At 36.2% G+C, this 20697-nt stretch carries 21 protein-coding genes; 2 read left to right on the top strand and 19 right to left on the bottom strand.

Going from position 1 to position 20697, the window contains the following annotated elements:
• Window positions 1-12: 12 nt before the first annotated feature.
• The 15 genes from nusA to HII32_RS06310 form a co-directional block, all read right to left on the bottom strand.
• A complete protein-coding gene (nusA, locus tag HII32_RS06380; RefSeq protein ID WP_172189500.1) occupies window positions 13-1188 on the bottom strand; it encodes a transcription termination factor NusA in 1176 nt (391 codons plus the stop codon).
• Window positions 1189-1214: 26 nt separating this feature from the next.
• The gene (gene rimP / locus HII32_RS06375; protein WP_172189498.1) at window positions 1215-1685 is read right to left on the bottom strand and encodes a ribosome maturation factor RimP; all 471 of its coding nucleotides are present in this window, start codon (window positions 1683-1685) and stop codon (window positions 1215-1217) included.
• Between the two features lie 115 nt (window positions 1686-1800).
• On the bottom strand, window positions 1801-6117 hold the full coding sequence (locus HII32_RS06370) for a PolC-type DNA polymerase III (RefSeq protein WP_172189496.1): 4317 nt from the start codon (window positions 6115-6117) through the stop codon (window positions 1801-1803).
• A gap of 113 nt (window positions 6118-6230) precedes the next feature.
• On the bottom strand, window positions 6231-7940 hold the full coding sequence (locus HII32_RS06365) for a proline--tRNA ligase (protein ID WP_172189487.1): 1710 nt from the start codon (window positions 7938-7940) through the stop codon (window positions 6231-6233).
• A gap of 30 nt (window positions 7941-7970) precedes the next feature.
• Window positions 7971-9245 carry an RIP metalloprotease RseP gene (gene rseP / locus HII32_RS06360; protein ID WP_172189485.1) on the bottom strand — a complete coding sequence of 425 codons (1275 nt, stop codon included), beginning with the start codon at window positions 9243-9245 and terminating at the stop codon, window positions 7971-7973.
• Window positions 9246-9268: 23 nt separating this feature from the next.
• Window positions 9269-10057, bottom strand: a complete 789-nt coding sequence (locus HII32_RS06355; RefSeq protein ID WP_172189474.1) for a phosphatidate cytidylyltransferase — start codon at window positions 10055-10057, stop codon at window positions 9269-9271.
• A gap of 9 nt (window positions 10058-10066) precedes the next feature.
• The gene (gene uppS, locus HII32_RS06350) at window positions 10067-10837 is read right to left on the bottom strand and encodes an undecaprenyl pyrophosphate synthase (RefSeq protein ID WP_172189472.1); all 771 of its coding nucleotides are present in this window, start codon (window positions 10835-10837) and stop codon (window positions 10067-10069) included.
• 70 nt (window positions 10838-10907) lie between these two features.
• Window positions 10908-11363 carry a hypothetical protein gene (locus HII32_RS06345; RefSeq protein WP_172189470.1) on the bottom strand — a complete coding sequence of 152 codons (456 nt, stop codon included), beginning with the start codon at window positions 11361-11363 and terminating at the stop codon, window positions 10908-10910.
• Between the two features lie 30 nt (window positions 11364-11393).
• The gene (frr, locus tag HII32_RS06340; protein WP_172189468.1) at window positions 11394-11957 is read right to left on the bottom strand and encodes a ribosome recycling factor; all 564 of its coding nucleotides are present in this window, start codon (window positions 11955-11957) and stop codon (window positions 11394-11396) included.
• 1 nt (window position 11958) lies between these two features.
• Entirely contained in the window at window positions 11959-12681 is a 723-nt protein-coding gene (gene pyrH / locus HII32_RS06335; RefSeq protein WP_172189466.1) for a UMP kinase, read from the bottom strand.
• 151 nt (window positions 12682-12832) lie between these two features.
• Entirely contained in the window at window positions 12833-13711 is an 879-nt protein-coding gene (gene tsf, locus HII32_RS06330; RefSeq protein WP_172189464.1) for a translation elongation factor Ts, read from the bottom strand.
• 93 nt (window positions 13712-13804) lie between these two features.
• Complete coding sequence (gene rpsB / locus HII32_RS06325; RefSeq protein WP_172189462.1) at window positions 13805-14584, bottom strand: 30S ribosomal protein S2; 780 nt, start codon at window positions 14582-14584, stop codon at window positions 13805-13807.
• Between the two features lie 158 nt (window positions 14585-14742).
• On the bottom strand, window positions 14743-15741 hold the full coding sequence (locus HII32_RS06320) for a D-2-hydroxyacid dehydrogenase (RefSeq protein ID WP_172189460.1): 999 nt from the start codon (window positions 15739-15741) through the stop codon (window positions 14743-14745).
• 84 nt (window positions 15742-15825) lie between these two features.
• Window positions 15826-16101 (bottom strand): GIY-YIG nuclease family protein, encoded by a 276-nt coding sequence (locus HII32_RS06315; RefSeq protein ID WP_172189458.1) that lies wholly within the window; start codon window positions 16099-16101, stop codon window positions 15826-15828.
• Window positions 16091-16837, bottom strand: coding sequence for a tRNA1(Val) (adenine(37)-N6)-methyltransferase (locus HII32_RS06310; protein WP_172189456.1), 747 nt, complete (start codon window positions 16835-16837; stop codon window positions 16091-16093). The genes HII32_RS06315 and HII32_RS06310 overlap by 11 nt, the downstream gene beginning before the upstream one ends.
• 96 nt (window positions 16838-16933) lie before the next feature.
• On the opposite strand from HII32_RS06310, the gene HII32_RS06305 reads away from it, so the two are divergent.
• Complete coding sequence (locus tag HII32_RS06305) at window positions 16934-17557, top strand: lysophospholipid acyltransferase family protein (protein WP_172189447.1); 624 nt, start codon at window positions 16934-16936, stop codon at window positions 17555-17557.
• A 26-nt stretch (window positions 17558-17583) separates the two neighbouring features.
• Here the strand turns inward: HII32_RS06305 and HII32_RS06300 are convergent, their stop codons facing one another.
• Together HII32_RS06300 and HII32_RS06295 are read right to left on the bottom strand one after the other, a co-directional pair.
• Window positions 17584-17811 (bottom strand): YneF family protein, encoded by a 228-nt coding sequence (locus tag HII32_RS06300; protein ID WP_172189445.1) that lies wholly within the window; start codon window positions 17809-17811, stop codon window positions 17584-17586.
• A gap of 91 nt (window positions 17812-17902) precedes the next feature.
• A complete protein-coding gene (locus HII32_RS06295) occupies window positions 17903-18136 on the bottom strand; it encodes a DUF896 domain-containing protein (protein ID WP_425483285.1) in 234 nt (77 codons plus the stop codon).
• A 198-nt stretch (window positions 18137-18334) separates the two neighbouring features.
• Here HII32_RS06295 and lexA point away from each other — a divergent pair, with 198 nt between their 5' ends.
• On the top strand, window positions 18335-18964 hold the full coding sequence (gene lexA / locus HII32_RS06290) for a transcriptional repressor LexA (protein ID WP_172189443.1): 630 nt from the start codon (window positions 18335-18337) through the stop codon (window positions 18962-18964).
• A 35-nt stretch (window positions 18965-18999) separates the two neighbouring features.
• Here lexA and HII32_RS06285 read toward each other — a convergent pair whose 3' ends face one another.
• Together HII32_RS06285 and HII32_RS06280 are read right to left on the bottom strand one after the other, a co-directional pair.
• Window positions 19000-19440 carry a nucleoside 2-deoxyribosyltransferase gene (locus HII32_RS06285; RefSeq protein ID WP_172189441.1) on the bottom strand — a complete coding sequence of 147 codons (441 nt, stop codon included), beginning with the start codon at window positions 19438-19440 and terminating at the stop codon, window positions 19000-19002.
• Window positions 19441-19508: 68 nt separating this feature from the next.
• Complete coding sequence (locus HII32_RS06280) at window positions 19509-20678, bottom strand: hydroxymethylglutaryl-CoA synthase (RefSeq protein WP_172189439.1); 1170 nt, start codon at window positions 20676-20678, stop codon at window positions 19509-19511.
• Window positions 20679-20697: the final 19 nt, after the last annotated feature.

Here is a 20697-nt window from a genome sequence, read left to right as displayed (position 1 = left end):
CACCTCCTAAAACTAGTTTAAATTATCTTGTTCAAAATCGTTTTCTTGTTGGCTTAAATTCACTTCATCAACATAATGTTCTTCATTTTCACCACTATCAATAGTAACATCCACTGAATTGTTAACCTTTTGTTGTTGATCATTAAACATATCTTCAGCTTCTGATTCAGATTTGATATCAATCTTAAATCCAGTTAAGCGGGCTGCCAAACGAGCATTTTGTCCTTTTTTACCAATAGCTAATGACAACTGATAATCTGGAACAATAACCGTGCAAGCACGATCGTTATCAGCATCAAAGATTACATCAATGACTTCAGCTGGATTTAAGGCGTTAGCAATATACTTGGCGTTGTCAGCATCCCATTCAACGATATCCATATTTTCGCCATGAAGTTCATTAACGATAGTTTGAACTCGTTGACCACGAGGACCAACAGCCGTCCCAACAGGATCGATATCGGCATTGTTAGAACGCACCGCTACCTTAGCCCGATCACCAGCTTCTCTAGCAATCGAAACTATTTCTACAGTTCCATCATAAACTTCTGGGACTTCTTGTTCAAATAATCGTTTCAACATTCCAGGAGCAGTTCGACTAACAAAAACTTGAGGCCCCTTGGTAGCATTTTCAACCTTAGTTACGTAGACCTTAATTCTGCTTTGTGGACGATAAACTTCGTTAGGCATTTGATCTTTAGCACCCATTACGGCTTCAACATCATCTAAATCCACGTAAACAAATCGATTATCTTGGCGTTCAATTTCACCAGTTACCAATTCGTCTTGGTACTTACTATATTGATTAAAAACAATTTCACGTTCTGCTTCTCTTACTCGTTGCATGATAACTTGCTTAGCAGTTTGAGCAGCAATTCGTCCAAATGTTTTAGGAGTTACCTCAAACTTAATTTCGTCATCTAATTCATAACCACGATTAATTTGAACGGCATCTGATAGGCTAATTTCTAATTGAGGATCTTCAACATTTTCCACAACTTTTTTAACGGCATAAACGTGGACGTCACCCTTTTTTTCATCAAAGTTGACTTCAACATTTTGGGCTTGACCATAATTTCGTTTATATGCTGATACTAATGCTGCTTCTAAGGCATCGATGATAACCTCTTTTTTGATACCCTTTTCTTCTTCTAATGAAGATAGAGCGCCTAAAAGCTCTTTACTCATTTTTATTCTCCTTTATTAATCAATCTTCAAAATTTAATTGCTAAGCGTGCCTTAGCAATTTTATCACGTGGTATTTCAACTGCTTGATCAAAATTCATTACGTTATCTAATTTAAGATAATCGGCTGTTACTTCGACCAAATCACCTTCATATACTTTTTGTCCATTTAGATTTTGGTAAAGAGACAAATGCACGTAATCTCCTAAAACGTCATTGAGATCTTTATCATTTCTCAATGTTCGTTCTGCACCTGGAGAAGATACGTCTAAATAATAAGCTTGTGGAATTGGATCTGGTTCCATTTCGTCCAATTGTTCACTTAATTCATCGCTGACAACGGCACAGTCGTCAATTGTAATGCCACCAGGCTTATCAATATAAATTCGTAAAAACCAGCTTTTGCTTTCCTTCACAAATTCAATATCATAAAGATAAAATGAATGGCTAGCCAAAATTGGTTCTACAATCTGTTTTACTGTTTCAGTAACCTCGCTCAATAGATTGCCTCCTAAATTTTTCCATTAAAAAGAGCGAGCATTTCTGCTCACTCCTTTACGAGTTATTTAATACAGATAAGTATACCACAGTAATAGCTGTTTAACAAATCTCTATCTACATCATATCAAAAAGGCTCAATTGATTTTCATCTGGTAAACCATCTAAAACACCATTATCACTCATAAAATCAATTAAAGTTTTAGAAACCTTTCCTCGTTTAGAAAGATCTTCTTTAGATAAGAAGGGACGGTCTTCTCGTGCTGCCACAATTTGTTTAGCTACATTTAGGCCTAAACCGGGAACAGAATCAAATGGTGCGATTAAAGTATCACCATCAATTAACCATTCACTAGAATCTGATTTATCGAGATCAACCATTTGAAATTTATAACCTCTCTCTAACATTTCGTTAGCTAACTCCAAGACAGTTAATAAATTCTTTTCCTTAGTAGAAGCATCCATCCCTTTAGCATTTATTTCGTGCATTGCGTTTTTAACACTTTCCTTACCTCGACACATTGAGACAATATCGAAATCATCTGCTCTGACCGAAAAATAAGCCGCGTAATAAAGCATTGGGAAGTACACTTTGAAATAAGCAATTCGTAACGCCATCAAAATATATGCTGCAGCATGGGCTCGTGGGAACATATATTTAATCTTTAGACAAGAATCAATATACCAATCTGGAACATCGGCTTCACGCATCTTAGCTTGCCATTCATCAGGAATTCCTTTTCCTTTTCGAACGTGTTCCATTACCTGGAAGGCGATTTCAGAATCTAGTCCCCAATGAATCAAGTCGGTCATGATGTTATCACGACATCCAATCACGTTGGCAATTGTTGCTGTTCCATCTTTTATCAATTCCTCAGCATTGCCTAACCAAACATCGGTTCCATGAGAAAGGCCAGAAATTTGAAGAAGTTCAGAATAATTCTTAGGATGCGTTTGTTCTAACATGCCTCGCACAAACCTAGTTCCGAATTCCGGAACACCTAAAGTTCCAGTCTTGGATTGAATTTGTTCTTCTGTTACCCCGAGAACTTCTGGACTAGAAAATAATGACATCACCCCTGGATCATTCATTGGAATCGTATGTGGATCAATGCCAGAAAGATCTTGTAACATTCGAATCATTGTTGGGTCATCATGACCTAAGATATCAATTTTTAAAATATTATCGTGAATAGAGTGGAAATCAAAATGAGTGGTTTTCCACGCAGCCGTGCGATCATCAGCCGGAAATTGAATTGGCGTAAAATCATAAATGTCCATGTAATCTGGAACTACAATAATACCAGCCGGATGTTGGCCGGTGGTTCGCTTTACTCCGGTTGCTCCCTTTGCCAACCGATCCTCTTCAGCTTGACGAAATACTTTACCTGTATCGCGTTCATAAGCCTTTACGTATCCGTAAGCTGTTTTATCTGCCACCGTACCAATTGTCCCAGCACGAAATACATTTTTTTCACCAAACAAGACCTTCGTATAGTTATGGGCAATTGGTTGATAATCACCTGAAAAATTTAAATCAATATCTGGAACCTTATTCCCAGTAAATCCCAAGAAAGTTTCAAACGGAATATCATGACCGTCACCAATCATCAAAGTGTCACATTCAGGACAATTTTTCATTGGTAAATCATAGCCGGAACTATATTCACCCTTCGTGAAAAATTCGGTATGTTGACAATTGGGACAACGATAATGTGGTGGTAACGGATTAACTTCAGTAATTCCGGTCAATGTAGCCACTAAACTGGAACCAACCGATCCCCGAGAACCAACTAAGTAACCATCTTTGTTACTCTTGGCTACTAGTCGTTGGGCAATCAAATAAATAACGGAAAATCCATTGCCAATAATACTTTTTAATTCCTTTTTTAATCGTTGATCAACAATATCAGGCAGTGGATTGCCGTACATTTGATGAGCAGTATCCATTGTTCGTTGCTCAATTTCATCCTCAGCGCCTTCCATCTTAGGCGTATACAATTTATCTTTTAGTGGATGAATAACATCGATTGAATCAGCAATTTTATTAGTATTGGTCACCACAATTTCTTGTGCTTTGCTAGCTCCTAAAAAAGTAAAGTCAGCCAACATTTCATTGGTTGTCAAAAAATGAACATCTGGCAAAGTTTGTCGATTTAATGGATTGGCACCACCCTGAGAGTTAATCAGAATTTTTCGATAAATATAATCATGAGCATCTAAATAGTGAACGTCGCCAGTTGCAACTACAGGCTTATTTAATTCATCACCAATATTAACGATGTTTTGTAAAATTTCTTCTAAATTAGCGTTATCCTTAATCATTTGTGATTCAATTAATGGTTCATATGCTGCCTTAGGCTGTACTTCCAAATAATCATAAAACTTAGCCTTTTGTTTGGCTTCTCCCACTCCTTTTTGCATCATTGCGGTGAAAACTTCACCGTTAGAGCAAGCCGAACCAACTAAAATACCATCACGATATTTTTCTAATTGACTACGAGGAATGCGAGGAACTCGATAAAAATATTCAACATTGGACAATGACACCAGCTTAAATAAATTTTTTAAGCCTGCCTGAGTTTGAGCTAACAAAATAGCATGGCTAGGACGCGCATGTTTGTACGCATCGTTGTCATTCATATGTTGATTAAGTTGATCATGGTATTCAATCTGATACTGTTCGTTGGCATCATTTAAGAAAATATAATTTAAATGTCCCGTCGTTTCCGCATCATAAATTGCCCGGTGATGATGCTCTAAGTTAACGTTGAATTTTTTAGCCAACGTATTTAATCGATACCCTTTCATATTTGGATACAAAAAACGTGCCAACGTTAATGTATCAATGATTGGATTATCAATTTCTGGCATATCATGACGTAAATAACCAGTATTCATAAAACCAACGTCAAAAGTCACGTTATGTCCCACAATAATGTCATCTCCACAAAACTCACGGAACAACTTAAATACTTCCTCTTCTGACTTCGAACCATGGACCATTTCATCAGTAATAGAAGTTAAGTTAATGGTTTGTTCCGACAACGGAAATCCCGGATCAATAAATTCTTCAAATTGATCAATAACATTATTGTTCTGCATTTTAACGGCCGATAGTTCAATTACCCGGTCATAGATAGCAGATAATCCCGTGGTTTCCACATCAAAAACCACATATTCGGCTTCTTTTAAATTCACATGAGCATCATTATAACCAATGGGCACGCCATCATCTACTAGATTAGCTTCCACTCCATAAATTATCTTAACGTCTTCTTTTTCTCCCGCATGAAACGCATCAGGAAATCCTTGCACACCCGAATGATCCGTAATTGCAATCGCTGGTTGCCCCCATTGCTTTGCTCGATGAACAAAATCACTAATATTATTAGTGGCATCCATTTGACTCATTTGGGAATGTAAGTGTAATTCCACTCTTTTCTGATCAGCTGGTGCATCATCTGTTTTTTCTGCATGCTTCATTAAGTTAATATCGTTGGCATTCATCGTTAATTCATGAGAATAATTATCTTCTTGGACATTACCACGAACTTTAATCCAGTCGCCAACATTAATGGTATCAAATAAGGCCTCATCATTTTTGCCAGAAAAACGCTTAATTTGAATTGAAGAAGAATAATCAGTTACCTTTAACATTAACAGTTTTCGCCCTGAGCGTAGTGCTCTAATTTCTTTATCAAAAACGTATCCTGTAACAATAATCGAATTTTCCTCATCTAAAATATCGACCATCTGGGTTACTGGTTGTTTATTATCAATTCGTCGGCCAATCGTAGCGCCTTTAGGGTTAGAACTGGTTTTATGTTGAGCTGGTTTTTGCTGCGCATTGTTAGCAACTTGTTTAGCAATTTGAACTTGTTGCTCAGCCGCTTTTTGCTTCATTGCTTCAATTTTTTGCTGTGAAGCTGATTCATCCACCATGGTATGGATAGTAAAATTAGGAAACCCTAACTGGCGGTATGTGTCTTCAATTGGCCCTAAGGCTTGTTGTGTTAAAAAATTTTTCACCACTTCATTTTCAACAGTAAATTCAACTCGTGAATCACTAATTTGTGGTGCTCTTTCGTCACATAATTCCCTCAATAGTGGTGATGTAATTCCACAATTAGTTACTACCCATTGCCAATAATCCTGTAAAATTTTATTATCAAATTCATTGGTTGTCGGGATAATTGTTAAATTAACTTGAGCAATATCTTGAAAGGCCCCACGAAGGCGGTTATTTAATTCATAAAATAACTCAAATGGTAAAATAGTTTTGGTATTAATCACAAAATTCCAAACTTTACTACGCTTATGAATTTCAATTTTATCAATTCCGGCGTTATCAAAAGCCAAATTGCTGCTCATATCGGTCCAATTTAATTGCTCCAATAATTTTCCAAAAAGTTCTTGTGGATTGAGGCTCAAAATATTTCCTCCTTAAGTAATACAAATACAATTAAATTCTGATTAAAAAAAACTGGGAAATCCCAGTTTTTTTATTGCTTTATATATCTTAAAACAAATTCCTTATTTTGCAACTAAGCAATTGTTTTTTGTAATTCAGTAATTGTCTTCAAAACGTCAGTGGCAGCTACTTCAACACTTTCACCAGTTTTTCGAACTTTAATTTCAACAATTCCTTCAGCAGCACGTTTTCCAACCGTTACTCTAATTGGCAATCCCATTAAATCAGAATCAGCAAATTTCACACCTGCTCGTTCCTTTCGATCATCTACCAAGACGCTTACCCCAGCTTGAGTCAATGTTTCCTCAATTTGATCAGCTAAATTACGTTGATCATCTTTTTTAACATTGACCGGGATAACGTGAACATCAAATGGGGCAATGGCCGCTGGCCAAATCAAACCATTTTCATCGGCATTTTGTTCACTAATTGCTGACAATAGTCGGCTAATACCAATTCCATAAGATCCCATAATAACGGGAACACTGCGACCACCTTGATCTAATACGTTAGCACCAAAACTTTCCGAATAACGAGTACCTAATTTAAAAATATGGCCAATTTCAATTCCGCGAGTGAACTTAAGATGTCCCTTACCATCAGGTGAAGGTTCACCTTCTTTAACGATTGAAAAATCACCAATGTGGTCAGGAGTGAAATCACGATTAATATTAACATTAATATAGTGATATCCATCTTCATCAGCACCAGCACTGGTATTAACCATATTAGCTACTCGAACATCAGCTAACACTTTAACATCAGAAGAAATACCAACTGGTCCCAATGAACCAAAATTGGCTCCTAGAAATTCTTCGGCTTGTTCATCATTAGCTTTATCAAAGAAATCTGCATTTAAGAAGTTTTTGACTTTAACTTCATTGACTTCATAATCACCACGAACTAGAACCATTACTGGAACTTCATCAGCTACATACAAAATTGATTTCATGGCTTCAGCTGGTGTAACTTTCAAGAAACCAACTAAATCATCAATAGTTTTAATACCTGGTGTTGCAATTTTTTCTAATTCGGCTGGAGTCTCATCATTTTTAACATCTTCAATAATTGTAGTAGCCATTTCTAGGTTAGCTGAATAGTCACTCTCATCGGAATAAACGATAGTATCTTCACCAACAGCAGCAGGTGCGGAAAATTCTTTAGAATCTGAACCGCCCATGGCACCACCATCACCAATGATTACTCGGTAATTTAAACCAATTCGATCAAAAATCTTAATGTAAGCCGCTTCCATCAAATCAAAGGCTTTATCCAAGTCAGCTTCATCAGCAGCAAAAGAATAAGCATCTTTCATAATGAATTCTCGACTTCTTAACAAACCGTATCGCGGACGATCCTCGTCACGATATTTACTTTGAATTTGATAAAGTGACAATGGTAATTGTTTATATGATTTAATTGAGTCTCTAATTAATTGAGCAAATGTTTCTTCATGAGTTGGTCCTAAAATAAAATCAGTATCATGGCGATTCTTGAACTTAAATAACTCAGGCCCATAAGTTTCATAACGACCAGATTGAATCCACAGATCAGCTGGTAACACATCTGGCATTAACATTTCTTGAGCACCAGTGTTAACCATTTCTTCTCTAATGATAGTTTCAATTTTGCTTAGTACTCGATAAGCCATTGGTAAATAAGAGTACATTCCAGCAGAAACTTGTCGAATATATCCTGCTCGAACAAGTAACTTATGACTAAGAGCTTCTGCTCCACTAGGATCTTCCTTTAAAGTGGGAACAAGTATTAATGACTGCTTCATAATTTTCAAAAATCTCCTTTAATAATTAACTTAATGCAAAAAGTATCTTTGCAAATCGTTCCATGTAACCAAGACCATTAGAATCATTAAAAAGACAAATCCAATTAAAGTAATTACCGTTTCTGTTTTGGTTGAAACCGGTTTATGTCTAATCGCCTCAATAATATTTAATAATAATTTACCACCATCAAGTCCTGGAATTGGGAGCAAATTAACGATTCCTAAGTTCAATGACAAGAATCCTAAGAAACTTAATACGCCGGTAATTCCTAACTTAGCAGCTTGAGAGGTAGTAGCAAAAATAGCTACTGGTCCACCTAAATCGTTCAAACTAAAATGACCGGTAAACATTGAACCAATGGCAATAAGGAGTTGCTTGGTCATTGACCATGATTGAGTAAATCCAGACAAAGCTTTAGCCTTAAAACTGCGATCCAAGCTTTGTGTAACACCAATCATTCCGACGCTTTTACCACTAATTTTTTCCTTTTTAGGGGTTAGAGTCACTTTTTTTTGTGAGTTACCACGTTTAACCGTTAAATCAACTTTTTTTCCTGGTTTATTCTGAATTTTAGTTGTTAATTCTGTCCAATTATCAGTTTTTTGGCCATCAACAGCAATGATTTTATCACCGCTTTTAATACCAGCATCACGAGCAACTGAATCATGGGTAGCAACATCTACTTGGTTAGTATTAGTGAGGACTCCACCTTGAACAAATCCTAAAATGGTATAAACCACAATAGCCAGCAAAAAGTTATTAAAAACTCCAGCAAAATTAGTAAGGATCCGATTTGGTAATGAAGCAGAATCAAATTGGACGTCTTTAGGAGCAATTTGAACTGCAACCCCGTCTTTTTCAATTATTGTGGCATCATGATCAACTGCAAAACGCTTAGTAGTTGATTCATCACCATTTTCATAGCCATCTAACCAAAGTTGGTTTTCTAAATCTGAATCAGTAATTGTGACTGGAATTCCCTGAAATAGAGATGTTTTATTACTAATATTAATAGAACTAACTTTGTTTTGCTTGTTAATTTGTAGTGTTGCCGGTGTTCCCGGTTTAATTTCTTCGTCTTCATCATCTGCACCACCAGCCATTCGAACATAGCCACCGACAGGTAGCAGTCTAAGGGTGAAGGTGGTTCCATTTTTTCGGTAATAAAACAACTTAGGTCCCATACCTACTGAAAATTCTCGCACTAAAATTCCCGATCTTTTGGCCATAATATAATGACCAAATTCATGGAAGATTACCAAAATGCCAAAAACGATAATAAAAACAATAATCGTAGTTATCAAGGATTATCTTCCTCCTAATGGCTCTAAATCAATCCTACAAGATGTAGGACAGGTAAAACAAACAATAAACTATCAAAACGATCTAAGATACCACCGTGCCCTGGCAAAATTTTACCAGAATCCTTAACACCATAGTATCGTTTAAGTGATGACTCGACCAAATCACCTAATTGCCCCATCACTGACAATCCGATGGTAATTGGTAAAAGTTGCCAGAAGCTAAGGCCTGCGATGGGATAAAATAAGGCCCAGATGCTAACAAGTGCCACTGCGAAAATACTGCCATAAATTGAACCTTCCCAGGTTTTGTTCGGACTAACATGTGGGGCTAACTTATGTTTACCAAACATCCGACCAAAAATGTATGCACCACTATCGGTAGCCCAAACAATAAACAATGCGTAAAGAAGCATTGTTAAGCCTACGTGTCTAGCCGTTAGGAAAAAGTGAAAGCCCATGCCAGTATATAGCATTCCCAAAGTTAACACTCCGACATCATCAAATGAAAATCGGTTACGTGTAAACACCGTTAGCAATAATAATGCCATTACTACCATATAAAATAAGAAGGTTTGACTAATATTATTTGGTATCAAAGACAACCACTGTTGCGGAGCAATTAGTACTAAAACTCCCAAATACGAAATCAATGCTTCTCCAGAAATTAGTAATTTCTTTTTCATTACTAATATTTCTGAAATAGCTACCACTCCTAAAACTGCAGCAGCAATATCGATCCAAACCCCACCAGCAATAATAATGGGGATAAAAATAATTAACGCTACTACTGCTGTAATTACTCTTTGTCTCATGTTAATCCCCTACTTTTTAGATTCTTTTTCTAGGCCGCCAAACCGTCGATGTCGGCCCTGGTACTCAATTACTAATTTTTCAAAAGTATCAGCATCAAAATCAGGCCACAACGTTTCGCTAAAAATAAACTCACTATAAGCGATTTGCCAAAGTAAAAAATTAGAAATTCGTTCTTCGCCGCTAGTACGAATCAACAAATCAGGATCTGCCAAGTCACCTAAAAATGCTGTCATTAAATGATCAGCAATCATATTTTCATCAATATCAACAGGATCGATTTCGTGATTGGCCGCCGCTAGTGCAATTTCTTTTACTGCATTAGTAATTTCCATTCTTGCACCATAATTTAACGCAAAATTCAAAATCATACCAGTACAATGACTAGTTTGTTCAACTGCCTTGTTAACGGCTGCTAATGTTTGCTTCGGCAATTGTTCTGTCATACCCATTACTCGTACTGAAACATTATTTTCTATCAACTCCGGCACAAATTTGTCAAAAAAAGCTCCGGGTAAACTCATAATGTAGCTAACTTCATCTTTAGGTCGCTTCCAATTTTCAGTAGAAAAAGCATACAGGGTCAAAACTTTAATTCCCATATGACTAGCGGTCTTAGTAATCGTTTTAACTGTTTCCATTCCTTGTTTATGACCGGCGATTCTTGGTAGATAACGTTTTTTAGCCCAGCGGCCGTTACCATCCATGATAATGGCCACGTGTGAAGGAATATTATCAGGATCTATCTGCGTTACTTTTTTTGTTTTTTTTGAATTTAGCAATTACTCATAACCTCATCTTTACGATATCAAAAATAAAGGATGAGAATCATTTAACTCATCCTAAACAATCCTATTCATTAGTTTCACTAGCGGTTTGATCATCACCAGCTTCTACCATTCTCCATTCACCACGGTTAGCGTCAACTAACGTGTTAAAGTACTTCAACAAATTATTAGCTTCATCTGGGTTAACCGCACCTAATTGATTCAATCCTTGACCGGTAGTCATAGGTTCAGATAAATCAGTAATTTCATTTTCATTTTCAATTTTAGCAGTTGAAAATGCAACTACCCAATCGTCTTCAATCAATGGAGCTACAATGAAGAATAAATTGAAATTGTCTGCGATAAAAGCAGGCATTGCATAAAAGTTTGGTTGAATTTCTTGAAATTCATTACCGCCATAGTTCAATACTGAAATATCGTCAGCATTCATTTCCCCATTTAGCTTGAACAACATTTGATCAAATTCTTTGGAACCAGGAATAATTTCTACTTCTTCATTGTTATTATTTTCATCTGCCATGTTTGTTTCCTCCTAAAATTGACTTTTAAATTAACCGCTAATAACTTCGTTTTCTTTATCAGAAACTCGTTTGTCGATGTCTTTAATCGCATTATCTGTAATTTTTTGAACTTTATTTTCATTACTATGAAGTTCATCGTCAGTAATTTCTTCTGCTTTGTTGCTCTTCTTTAAGCTATCCATTGCTTCACGGCGAACATTTCTAACTGCAACCTTGCTTTTTTCACCAACTGCTTTAACTTGTTTAGCAACTTCTTCACGACGTTCCTCGGTTAAGGCAGGAACAACCAAACGAACAGCAGAACCGTCATTAGCTGGACTAATTCCCAAATCAGCTTCATAGATTCCTTTTTCAATATCTTCAAGTGCTGATTTATCAAATGGTGTAATTAAAATTACTCGCGCTTCTGGAATAGTAATGGAAGCAATTTGATTTAATGGTGTGGGAGCTCCGTAATAATTAACCATTACTCGGTTTAATAGACTAGCATTAGCATGTCCCGCTCTAATTCCTGATAGTTCACGGCCTAAAACTTCCTCAGCCTTTTTCATTTTATCTTTTGCTTCATTTAAAATTGCATTAACGTCAGCCATGTTATTTCTCCTTTACCGTTGTTCCAATGTTATCACCAGTAACAACTTTCTTAATATTGCCAGCCTCATTTAGGTTGAACACAACTAATGGAATATTGTTATCCATTGATAATGAACTAGCAGTTGAATCCATTACCTTAAGACCTTTGTTTAGAATATCCATGTAAGTTAAGGTATCAAACTTTTTGGCCTCTTTATTCGTACGTGGATCATCAGAGTAGATACCATCAACACCATTTTTAGCCATCAAAATAGCATCTGCATCAATTTCTGCCGCACGTAAAGCTGCTGTTGTATCAGTAGAGAAGTATGGGTTACCAGTTCCACCAGCAAAAATAACTACCCGACCCTTTTCTAAATGTCGGACTGCTTTACGACGAATATATGGTTCAGCAATTTGACGCATTTCAATTGAAGTTTGCACACGAGTTGGTACCCCAATTGATTCGAGATTGTCTTGTAAAGCCAGACCATTCATAATGGTTCCTAGCATGCCAATGTAATCTGCCTGAGCTCTCTCCATTCCCATTTCAGCACCGGCTTCGCCTCGCCACATATTACCGCCACCAACAACAATACCGATTTGAATTCCTAGTTCATAAATCGCTTTGATTTCTTCAGCAATTGTTTTAATCACTGGTGGGTTAATACCAAATCCGGTATCGCCAGCGAGAGCTTCCCCACTTAATTTTAGGACTATCCGTTTATATTTAATTTCAGACATCAAACTGCCTCCCATTGTTAATCATTACATTCAATTTTAGCATAATAAGGGCAGTGACAACAATAATTCCACCCAAATAAAAAACCTACTGATATTAAAATACATCAGTAGGTTTCATTTCGAAACTGAATCTAATTTTTTAAAGAAAAAATTAGTTATTCATTTGTTCGCGAACTTCGTCTTCAAAGCTCTTTTCAACTTTTTCAATACCTTCACCAACTTCGTAACGAACAAAGGTCTTAATTGAACCACCTTTTGATGCTACGTATTCAGCAACGGTTTGATCTGGATCCTTAACGAATTGTTGATCTTCAAGGCAAATTTCAGCCAAGAACTTGTGAAGACGGCCTTCAACCATTTTTTCAACAATCTTTTCAGGCTTGCCTTCGTTTAAGGCTTCCTTAGTAAGAACTTCTTTTTCATGAGCAAGTCGATCTGCAGGAACGTCATTTTTGTTCAAGTATTCTGGGTTAGTAGCAGCTACGTGCATTGCAATATCACGAGCAACTTCTTCATCAGCACCTTCAATAACTGTAAGTGCACCAATCAAACCACCATTGTGTAGGTAGTCACCAAATACTTCGTTATCAGCTTTTTCGACAATTTGGAAACGACGAAGAGTAACTTTTTCACCAGTAATTTGAGTAGTTTCAACAATAGCATCGTTAATAGTACCCTTAGTTGCTGGCAATGCTAAAGCTTCTTCAATTGAACTTGGTTTCTTAAGAGCGATAACATCAGTAACCATGTCAACTAGGTCCTTAAAAGTATCATTAGTTGAAACAAAGTCAGTTTCAGAATTGATTTCAGTAATAGCAGCAACATTATCGTGAATAGCAACTCGTGCTAAACCATTTGCAGCAACCTTATCATTCTTCTTTTCAGCCTTAGCAGCACCTTTTTCACGAAGAATATCAGTAGCCTTAGCAAAATCACCGTCAGCGGCAACTAAAGCCTTTTTGGCGTCCATCATACCAACACCGGTTTTTTCACGTAATTCTTTAACTTGAGCAGCAGAAATTTTTGCCATTATTCATGACCTCCTAATAAATAAGAGCTGACCCCCACTAGGCCAGTAAGGTCCAAAGCGATGAGTCAGCCCATTGTTTAGCGTTAATTTAAATTATTTGTTGTCTTCTTCAACAACAACTTCTTCGATTGATTCTTCGCCGTTTTCGTCTTTTTCAGCTTTTACGAAAACTTCTTCTTCAACGTCGTCTTCGCCTTGACGACCTTCAATAATAGCATCAGCCATCTTAGCAGTAATCAAACGTACAGCACGAATAGCATCATCATTTGAAGGAATAACAACGTCGATTTGGTCAGGATCAGTGTTAGTATCAACCATTGCAACGATAGGAATGTTCAATTTTTGTGCTTCGTGCACAGCAATTTGTTCCTTACGAGGGTCAACGATGAATAATACATCTGGGATCCGTGGCATATCTTCAATACCGCCTAAGAAACGTTCTAATTTTTCACGTTGCTTAATAAGTAATGAAACTTCTTTCTTAGGAAGACGGTCAAAAGTACCATCAGTTTCCATCTTCTTAAGGTCTTTAAGACGTTTTACTCGTGATTGGATAGTATCCCAGTTAGTCAATGTTCCACCAAGCCAACGGTGGTTTACGTAAAATTGACCAGCACGAGTTGCTTCTTCAGCGATTGAGTCTTGTGCTTGTTTTTTAGTACCAACAAACAAAACAACAGCGCCTTTAGAAGCTTCGTCCTTCATAAAGTTATAAGCAGTATCAATCAACTTAACAGTCTTTTGTAAGTCAATGATGTAAATACCATTACGTTCAGTAAAGATATATTGCTTCATCTTAGGGTTCCAACGACGAGTTTGGTGACCGAAGTGAACACCAGCCTCTAATAATTGTTTCATAGAAATAACAGCCATTATATAGCCTCCATATAGTTTTTTTCCTCCCCGAACATCCTTCGTTTAATTAACCATTGCTGGCACCGATTAAGCGTCCGTTCGGGTGTGTATTAACATACCTTAAAATTATAGCCAAAAATAACTTACTAATCAAGTTAAATTTCGAAAAAATTAAATTAGAATTTTACTAATTTATCTGAAGTGCCGGTTTCATTAAGGTCTTTACTTGCATTCATAGCAAAGTAAACCATATTTTTAACAGCTTTTTTAGTGTAAAAAGCAATATGTGGTGTCACGATTACATTTTCACGCTTCATTAGGTTCTTAAGGCGTTCATCAGGGATATTATCAAAACTACCCAAATCATTATTAAAAATACCAACTTCATCTTCATAAACGTCTAAACCAGCACCAGCAACTTTGCCACTATCTAAGGCACGCAGTAAAGCATCGGTATCAATCAAACTACCACGAGCAGGATTTAAGATCCAAACGCCGTCCTTCATTTTTGAAAAAGCTTCATCATTTAGCATATGTTCATTTTCAGCTACTGCTGGCGCGTGAAGGGAAATAACATCACTTTGTGCATATAATTCTTCGGGAGTATCAACATACATCCCTTCTGCTTCTAATTCAGGGTTATGGAAAATATCGTAAGCAATAACTTTAGCCCCAAATCCTTGATAAATCTTAATTGCAGCGCGACCAATTTTACCAGTTGCATATACCCCAACTGTCATTTGATTCAACTCATCAGCCAAATCCGGAGCCCATTTCATGTTACCGTTAGCTTCTTTATGGGCAAAATTCTTAAAACGACGAAGTAATGCCATGAGTGTAGCAACCGTATATTCGGCAATGGCCTCTGGTGAGTATGCTGGTACGTTAGTTACTAAAATACCATTACGTTTGATGGCATCAGCATCAATATTATCAATACCGACATTTCTTAGTGACATGAATTTAACTCCATATTCACCAAGTTTATCAATCACACTAGCGGTATATGGTTTTTGTTGATAAACCACAATGCCATCTGCCCCTTTAGCATCTACGACAGTTTCATCGTCTAAAAGTTCACTGTTGCCAATTACCTCGACAGATGGATTTTCTTCAGCCCATTGATTTAAAAATGGTCTTTCATCATCACGAATACCGTATGCAACAATTTTCATAACACAACCTCCTGGATTTATTAATCTATTAGACTAATATTAGTCTATATCAATTATACCATTAAGAGATCACTATTTAACCCCTTAATCCGTGATTTTAGACTGATGTTTTTTAATATATTGCATCTTTTGAGTTCGACTCAATTGTTTAAATTGATATTCAGCATGCATAGCACTATGTTGGTCCACAAACTCTTCTTGATAAAGTAATTGTTTAGGTCGATGAGCCCGGGTATACTTAGCCCCTTTACCGGTGACGTGTTGTTGATAACGTCTTTTAACATTCGTAGTGTACCCCGTATATAAACTACCGTCTTCACACTCAATAACGTACATAAATTGTTTATTACTACTTTCCATATAACATCTCTTTTACTTGTTGAGAATATTGATCACCATCATATACAATGATATCTGGAATTACCTTGACTCCGTTACGCTTACCATCTTTAATAGCCTTGACCAATACCATATTAGCGTCTTTATTTTCATGTGGTCGAACATATTGAACAATTTTAGGTTCTAATCGATATTTACGTAACGTTTCTAATAAATCGGTCAGGCGATCTGGGCGAAAAACACAAAAAAAGTTTCCGTTCATTTTTAATAACCCAGCACTGATTTCAGCGACTTCGGCCAAATTAGTGGTTAATTCGTGTCTGGCCAGCGCTAAATGACGATTAGGATTTTTTTGACTAGAATCATAGTTAACAAAATATGGTGGATTACAAGTTACCACATCCATTGAATCCTTCTTAAGATAGTTAAAACTATCCTTTAAATCCGCATTAATGATTGTTATTTGTTTTTCTAGATGGTTTAATTCAAGACTACGAGTGGCCATATCAGCTAATTCTGATTGAAGTTCAATACTATAAATATGAGCATCAGGGTTAATTTGAGTAGATAAAAATAAACCAACTGCTCCGTTGCCCGCACATAAATCAACAATATTTTTATCTTTTTTAGTAATGACAGTAAAATTAGCCAAAAGTACGGCATCTAAAGAAAATGAAAAAACATTTGGACTTTGAATAATAGAAACACTTTGGCTATATAATTGATCAATTCGTTCGTCTGCTTTTAATTTCACCATGTTTATCTTTCCTAACTTAAGTAACAAATTTTCTTGATAAATTATTGGATAATACGTAAGATTGAAATAATAGATTTCATTTTGAGGAGAATAACTTTGCTATATTCAATATTAAGAGTTTTAATTCGAATTTTCCTTTTTATAATCAATGGTAATGCTCATTATCAACACAAGGAACGCTTACCAAAAGGAAATTATATTTTGGTGGGACCGCACCGAACTTGGTTTGATCCCATTTACTACGCTTTAGCTGCTAGTCCCAAAAAATTTGGTTTTATGGCTAAACAAGAACTATTTAAGAATCCGATTATTAAATGGATTTTAGTCAATTGTAATGCATTTCCAGTTGATCGAGATCATCCGGGTCCTTCAGCAATTAAAACTCCAGTTAAAATGCTTCGAAAGAGTGATTTATCACTAATAATGTTTCCATCAGGAACACGTCATTCAGAAGAGCTCAAAGGTGGTGCAGCTTTAATTGCTCAACTAACTGGAGTCCCTTTGGTTCCTACTGTCTATCAAGGTCCTTTAACTTTCAAACAACTTTTTAGTCGTAAAAGAATTACAGTAGAATTTGGCGAGCCTATCTATGTTGACCGTAAAACCAAGTTAACTGAAGAACAACAAGCCAAAATTGAAAAGCAAATGCAAGCTGCCTTCGATAAATTAGATAAATCCATTAATCCTGATTTTAAATATATTGATCCTGCTAAAAAATAGAAAGCCTGCCAATTGGCAGGCTTTTTCTATTTAGAATTTTTTGCTTGGGCTTTCATCGTATGCATCATTTGATTAATCTTCTTTTGCGATGGTTTTTGACCCATTTGCATCATCATTGAGCGTAATTGGTCCTCACTAATAGGAGGATTGTCTTGAAGGTATTTTTTCATGTAACGACGAGCGCCAAAGAAACCTCCAGCTAATCCACCGATTAAGGCGAGGATAACTAACAAGATCCAAATCCAAGTTGGCAAAATGCAGTCCTCCTTTATTATCTCACCCTTTTAATTCTACACAATTAATACCTAAAATAAAAGGTGGATTAAAATAAATTTTATTTAATGATTAATCGTCTCTTAATCCCTTTTTACGTTGAACATCCTTTACCTTATCAGAAGTAACTTCTTTGCCTTCTTTATCGTAAATTTTCATCATTTCAATTTGAGATTTAAAATTATTACGAAATCTCTCTAAATATTTTTGCCGAAGATCCTTTTGTTCAAGCTTTTCTACCTCAGTTAACCCTTCTGCTTTAGCCTTTTTAGCCAGTTCATTAATTCGAGGAACAATTTCTTTCATGACCTCATCTTCAATTTGTTCCATTTTGTTTTGTTTTTCTTCTGTCATTTCGTCATCCTCCATCAATATTCTTATTATGTATTATAACATTTTTGATTTTTTTCGGTTTTGTCATGCTTACCGAACATCTGTTTGAAAAAAAGAGAAAAATGTGATAACATCAGTCTATTCAAACGAAATTTAGCTGAGGTAAAAAACATGACGGACTCACCAAAAAATAAGCAGATTCAAATTCTACACTACATATGGGAAAAAGTGAACGAACACGGCTATCCACCAACTGTTCGTGAAATTGGTGAAGCTGTTTCCCTTTCTTCAACTTCAACTGTTCACGGTCACATTGCAAGATTAGAAAAAAAAGGATTACTTATTAAAGATCCTTCTAAGCCCCGCGCCCTTGAAGTAACTCCTGCCGGTCTTGATGTTTTAGGAATCGAACCAGATCAAAAACAAATCCCCGTTTTAGGAACAGTAACTGCCGGCGAACCCATTTTAGCAGTAGAAGAAGCTACGGATTATTTTCCTCTACCACCAGAACTTAGTCGTATTGAACAACCATTGTTTATGTTGAAAATTCGTGGCGAGAGTATGATTAATGCTGGTATTTTAAGTGGCGATTACGTAATCGTTAAGAAACAAGCTGCCGCTGAAAACGGTGAAATCGTCATTGCTATGACCGATGAAAATGAAGCAACTTGTAAGCGATTCTTCAAGGAAAGTGATCATTATCGTCTTCAACCAGAAAATGATACCATGGCTCCCATCATCTTAACTAAAGTTTCAATTCTTGGTAAAGTCGTTGGGCTTTATCGTAACAATATCTCATAATAAAAAACCTACCCTCGGGGTAGGTTTTTTATTAGTTAAATAACTTTACCAACATATGGTATCTTGGTAAGTTCATTAAAATTGTAGTCTTCTACTTGATTAGGAGTAGTTAAATGAGAAGTTAGGCTTTCAGAAACCATAATATTTAAAATAGTATCTTTTTCATGGAAAATAATAATTGGTTTTTGTGCCTGGTATGCATACCCTAACTCAAACGCAGTGCCACTATCAACGTTATCATCTGTAAAATCAACGATAGCAACAACGATATCGCACCAATCAATCTTAGAAATATCGTGTTTAAAAACTTCTGAAGCCCACTTAGGTGATCCATATTCAAATTGTTCCAATTGGTTTTTTCTAGGACTGAACACTTCTCCAATTGAAGGATTTTGAGCTAAAGCTTTTTCAATCGATTCTACTCTAGCAACTTGTTCATCGCTAAAAAAAGGAGCAGCAAGGTAGACATTTTTCATAGTGGGTTCCTCCGAATAAATATTTTACTTTATTTTAACGAAAATAAACGAACAATTCAATGATTAAATCATTTTTCATTCGCATTTTTATAAATCAATTGATGATTTTTTTGACCTAGTAAATAATAATTAGCATTTTCGGAGCTAGTATCTAACTGGTAGTCTGCCGATTCAAAGGGTTTTCGAGCATTGAAAATTTCTTCATACTCATCAATTGAAAGCAATGTTCGATCAGCCAACATTTCATCAACTTGATCTTTAATTTCCAAGCGTTTTTTTGCTGGTCCAATTCTACCCGCAAAAAATTCTCCTTGGGCGCCAGAGCCAAAGCTAAATAATCCAATATGGTTGCCTTGTTTAACATTCGTTGAATTAGCTAACCAAGATAAAAGACTTAAATATAAAGAACCCGTATAAATATTACCAACTTCAGCATTATACTTCTTAGCGGCCTCAAATTCCTGCCATATTTTTTGAGAGTGATCATCATCAGTTAAAATAGTTCTTAATGCTTTAATACCCATTTTAGTGTAAGGCAAATGAAACAAGAAAGCATCAAAATCATTCATTGTTTGATTCGTTTTTTGTTGATATTGCTCCCAAGTTTTAGTAAAGAAGTCGATATACATATTATTAGAATAATGTCCGTCAACTATCGCCTCTGAACGATACAATGGGCGCCAAAAATCCATAATATCTTCGGAGTAAAATGTGCTAGGTTCTTCAATTTCCACTAGGTCTGGATTACTTTTAACTAGCATTGCCACTGCCCCAGCGCCTTGAGTAACTTCACCAGGAGTATTAATACCATATCTAGCAATATCAGCTCCCACCACTAAAACACTTGCTTCAGGATGCAATTTAACAAAATCTACCGCCATTTGCAGGCCAGCCGTGGCTCCATAACAAGCTTGTTTAATTTCAAATGCACGAGCTTCGTGCGATAATTCCAATAAATTTTGCAAATACATGGCCGCTGCTTTGGAATTATCAATACCACTTTCAGTTCCAAAAATAATCATTTCAATATTTTGCTTATCTTCAGCCGTTAAAAAGGTAGCCGCTGCATTAGCCGCCATCGTAACAATATCTTGTGTAACTGGTGCTACTGCCTGCCTTGTTTGACCAATTCCAACTAAGTATTTGTTAGGATCTTCATTTCGTGCATGCGCCAGGTCAACCATATCTATATAAAATTTGGGGGTATAAAAACCAATTTTATCAATTCCGACACTCATTGTGTTTGCCTCCTAAAAA

Source organism: Lentilactobacillus kribbianus (genome assembly GCF_013184075.1).
Lineage (GTDB): Bacteria > Bacillota > Bacilli > Lactobacillales > Lactobacillaceae > Lentilactobacillus > Lentilactobacillus kribbianus.
This window is presented reverse-complemented; position numbering and strand designations above follow the sequence as displayed.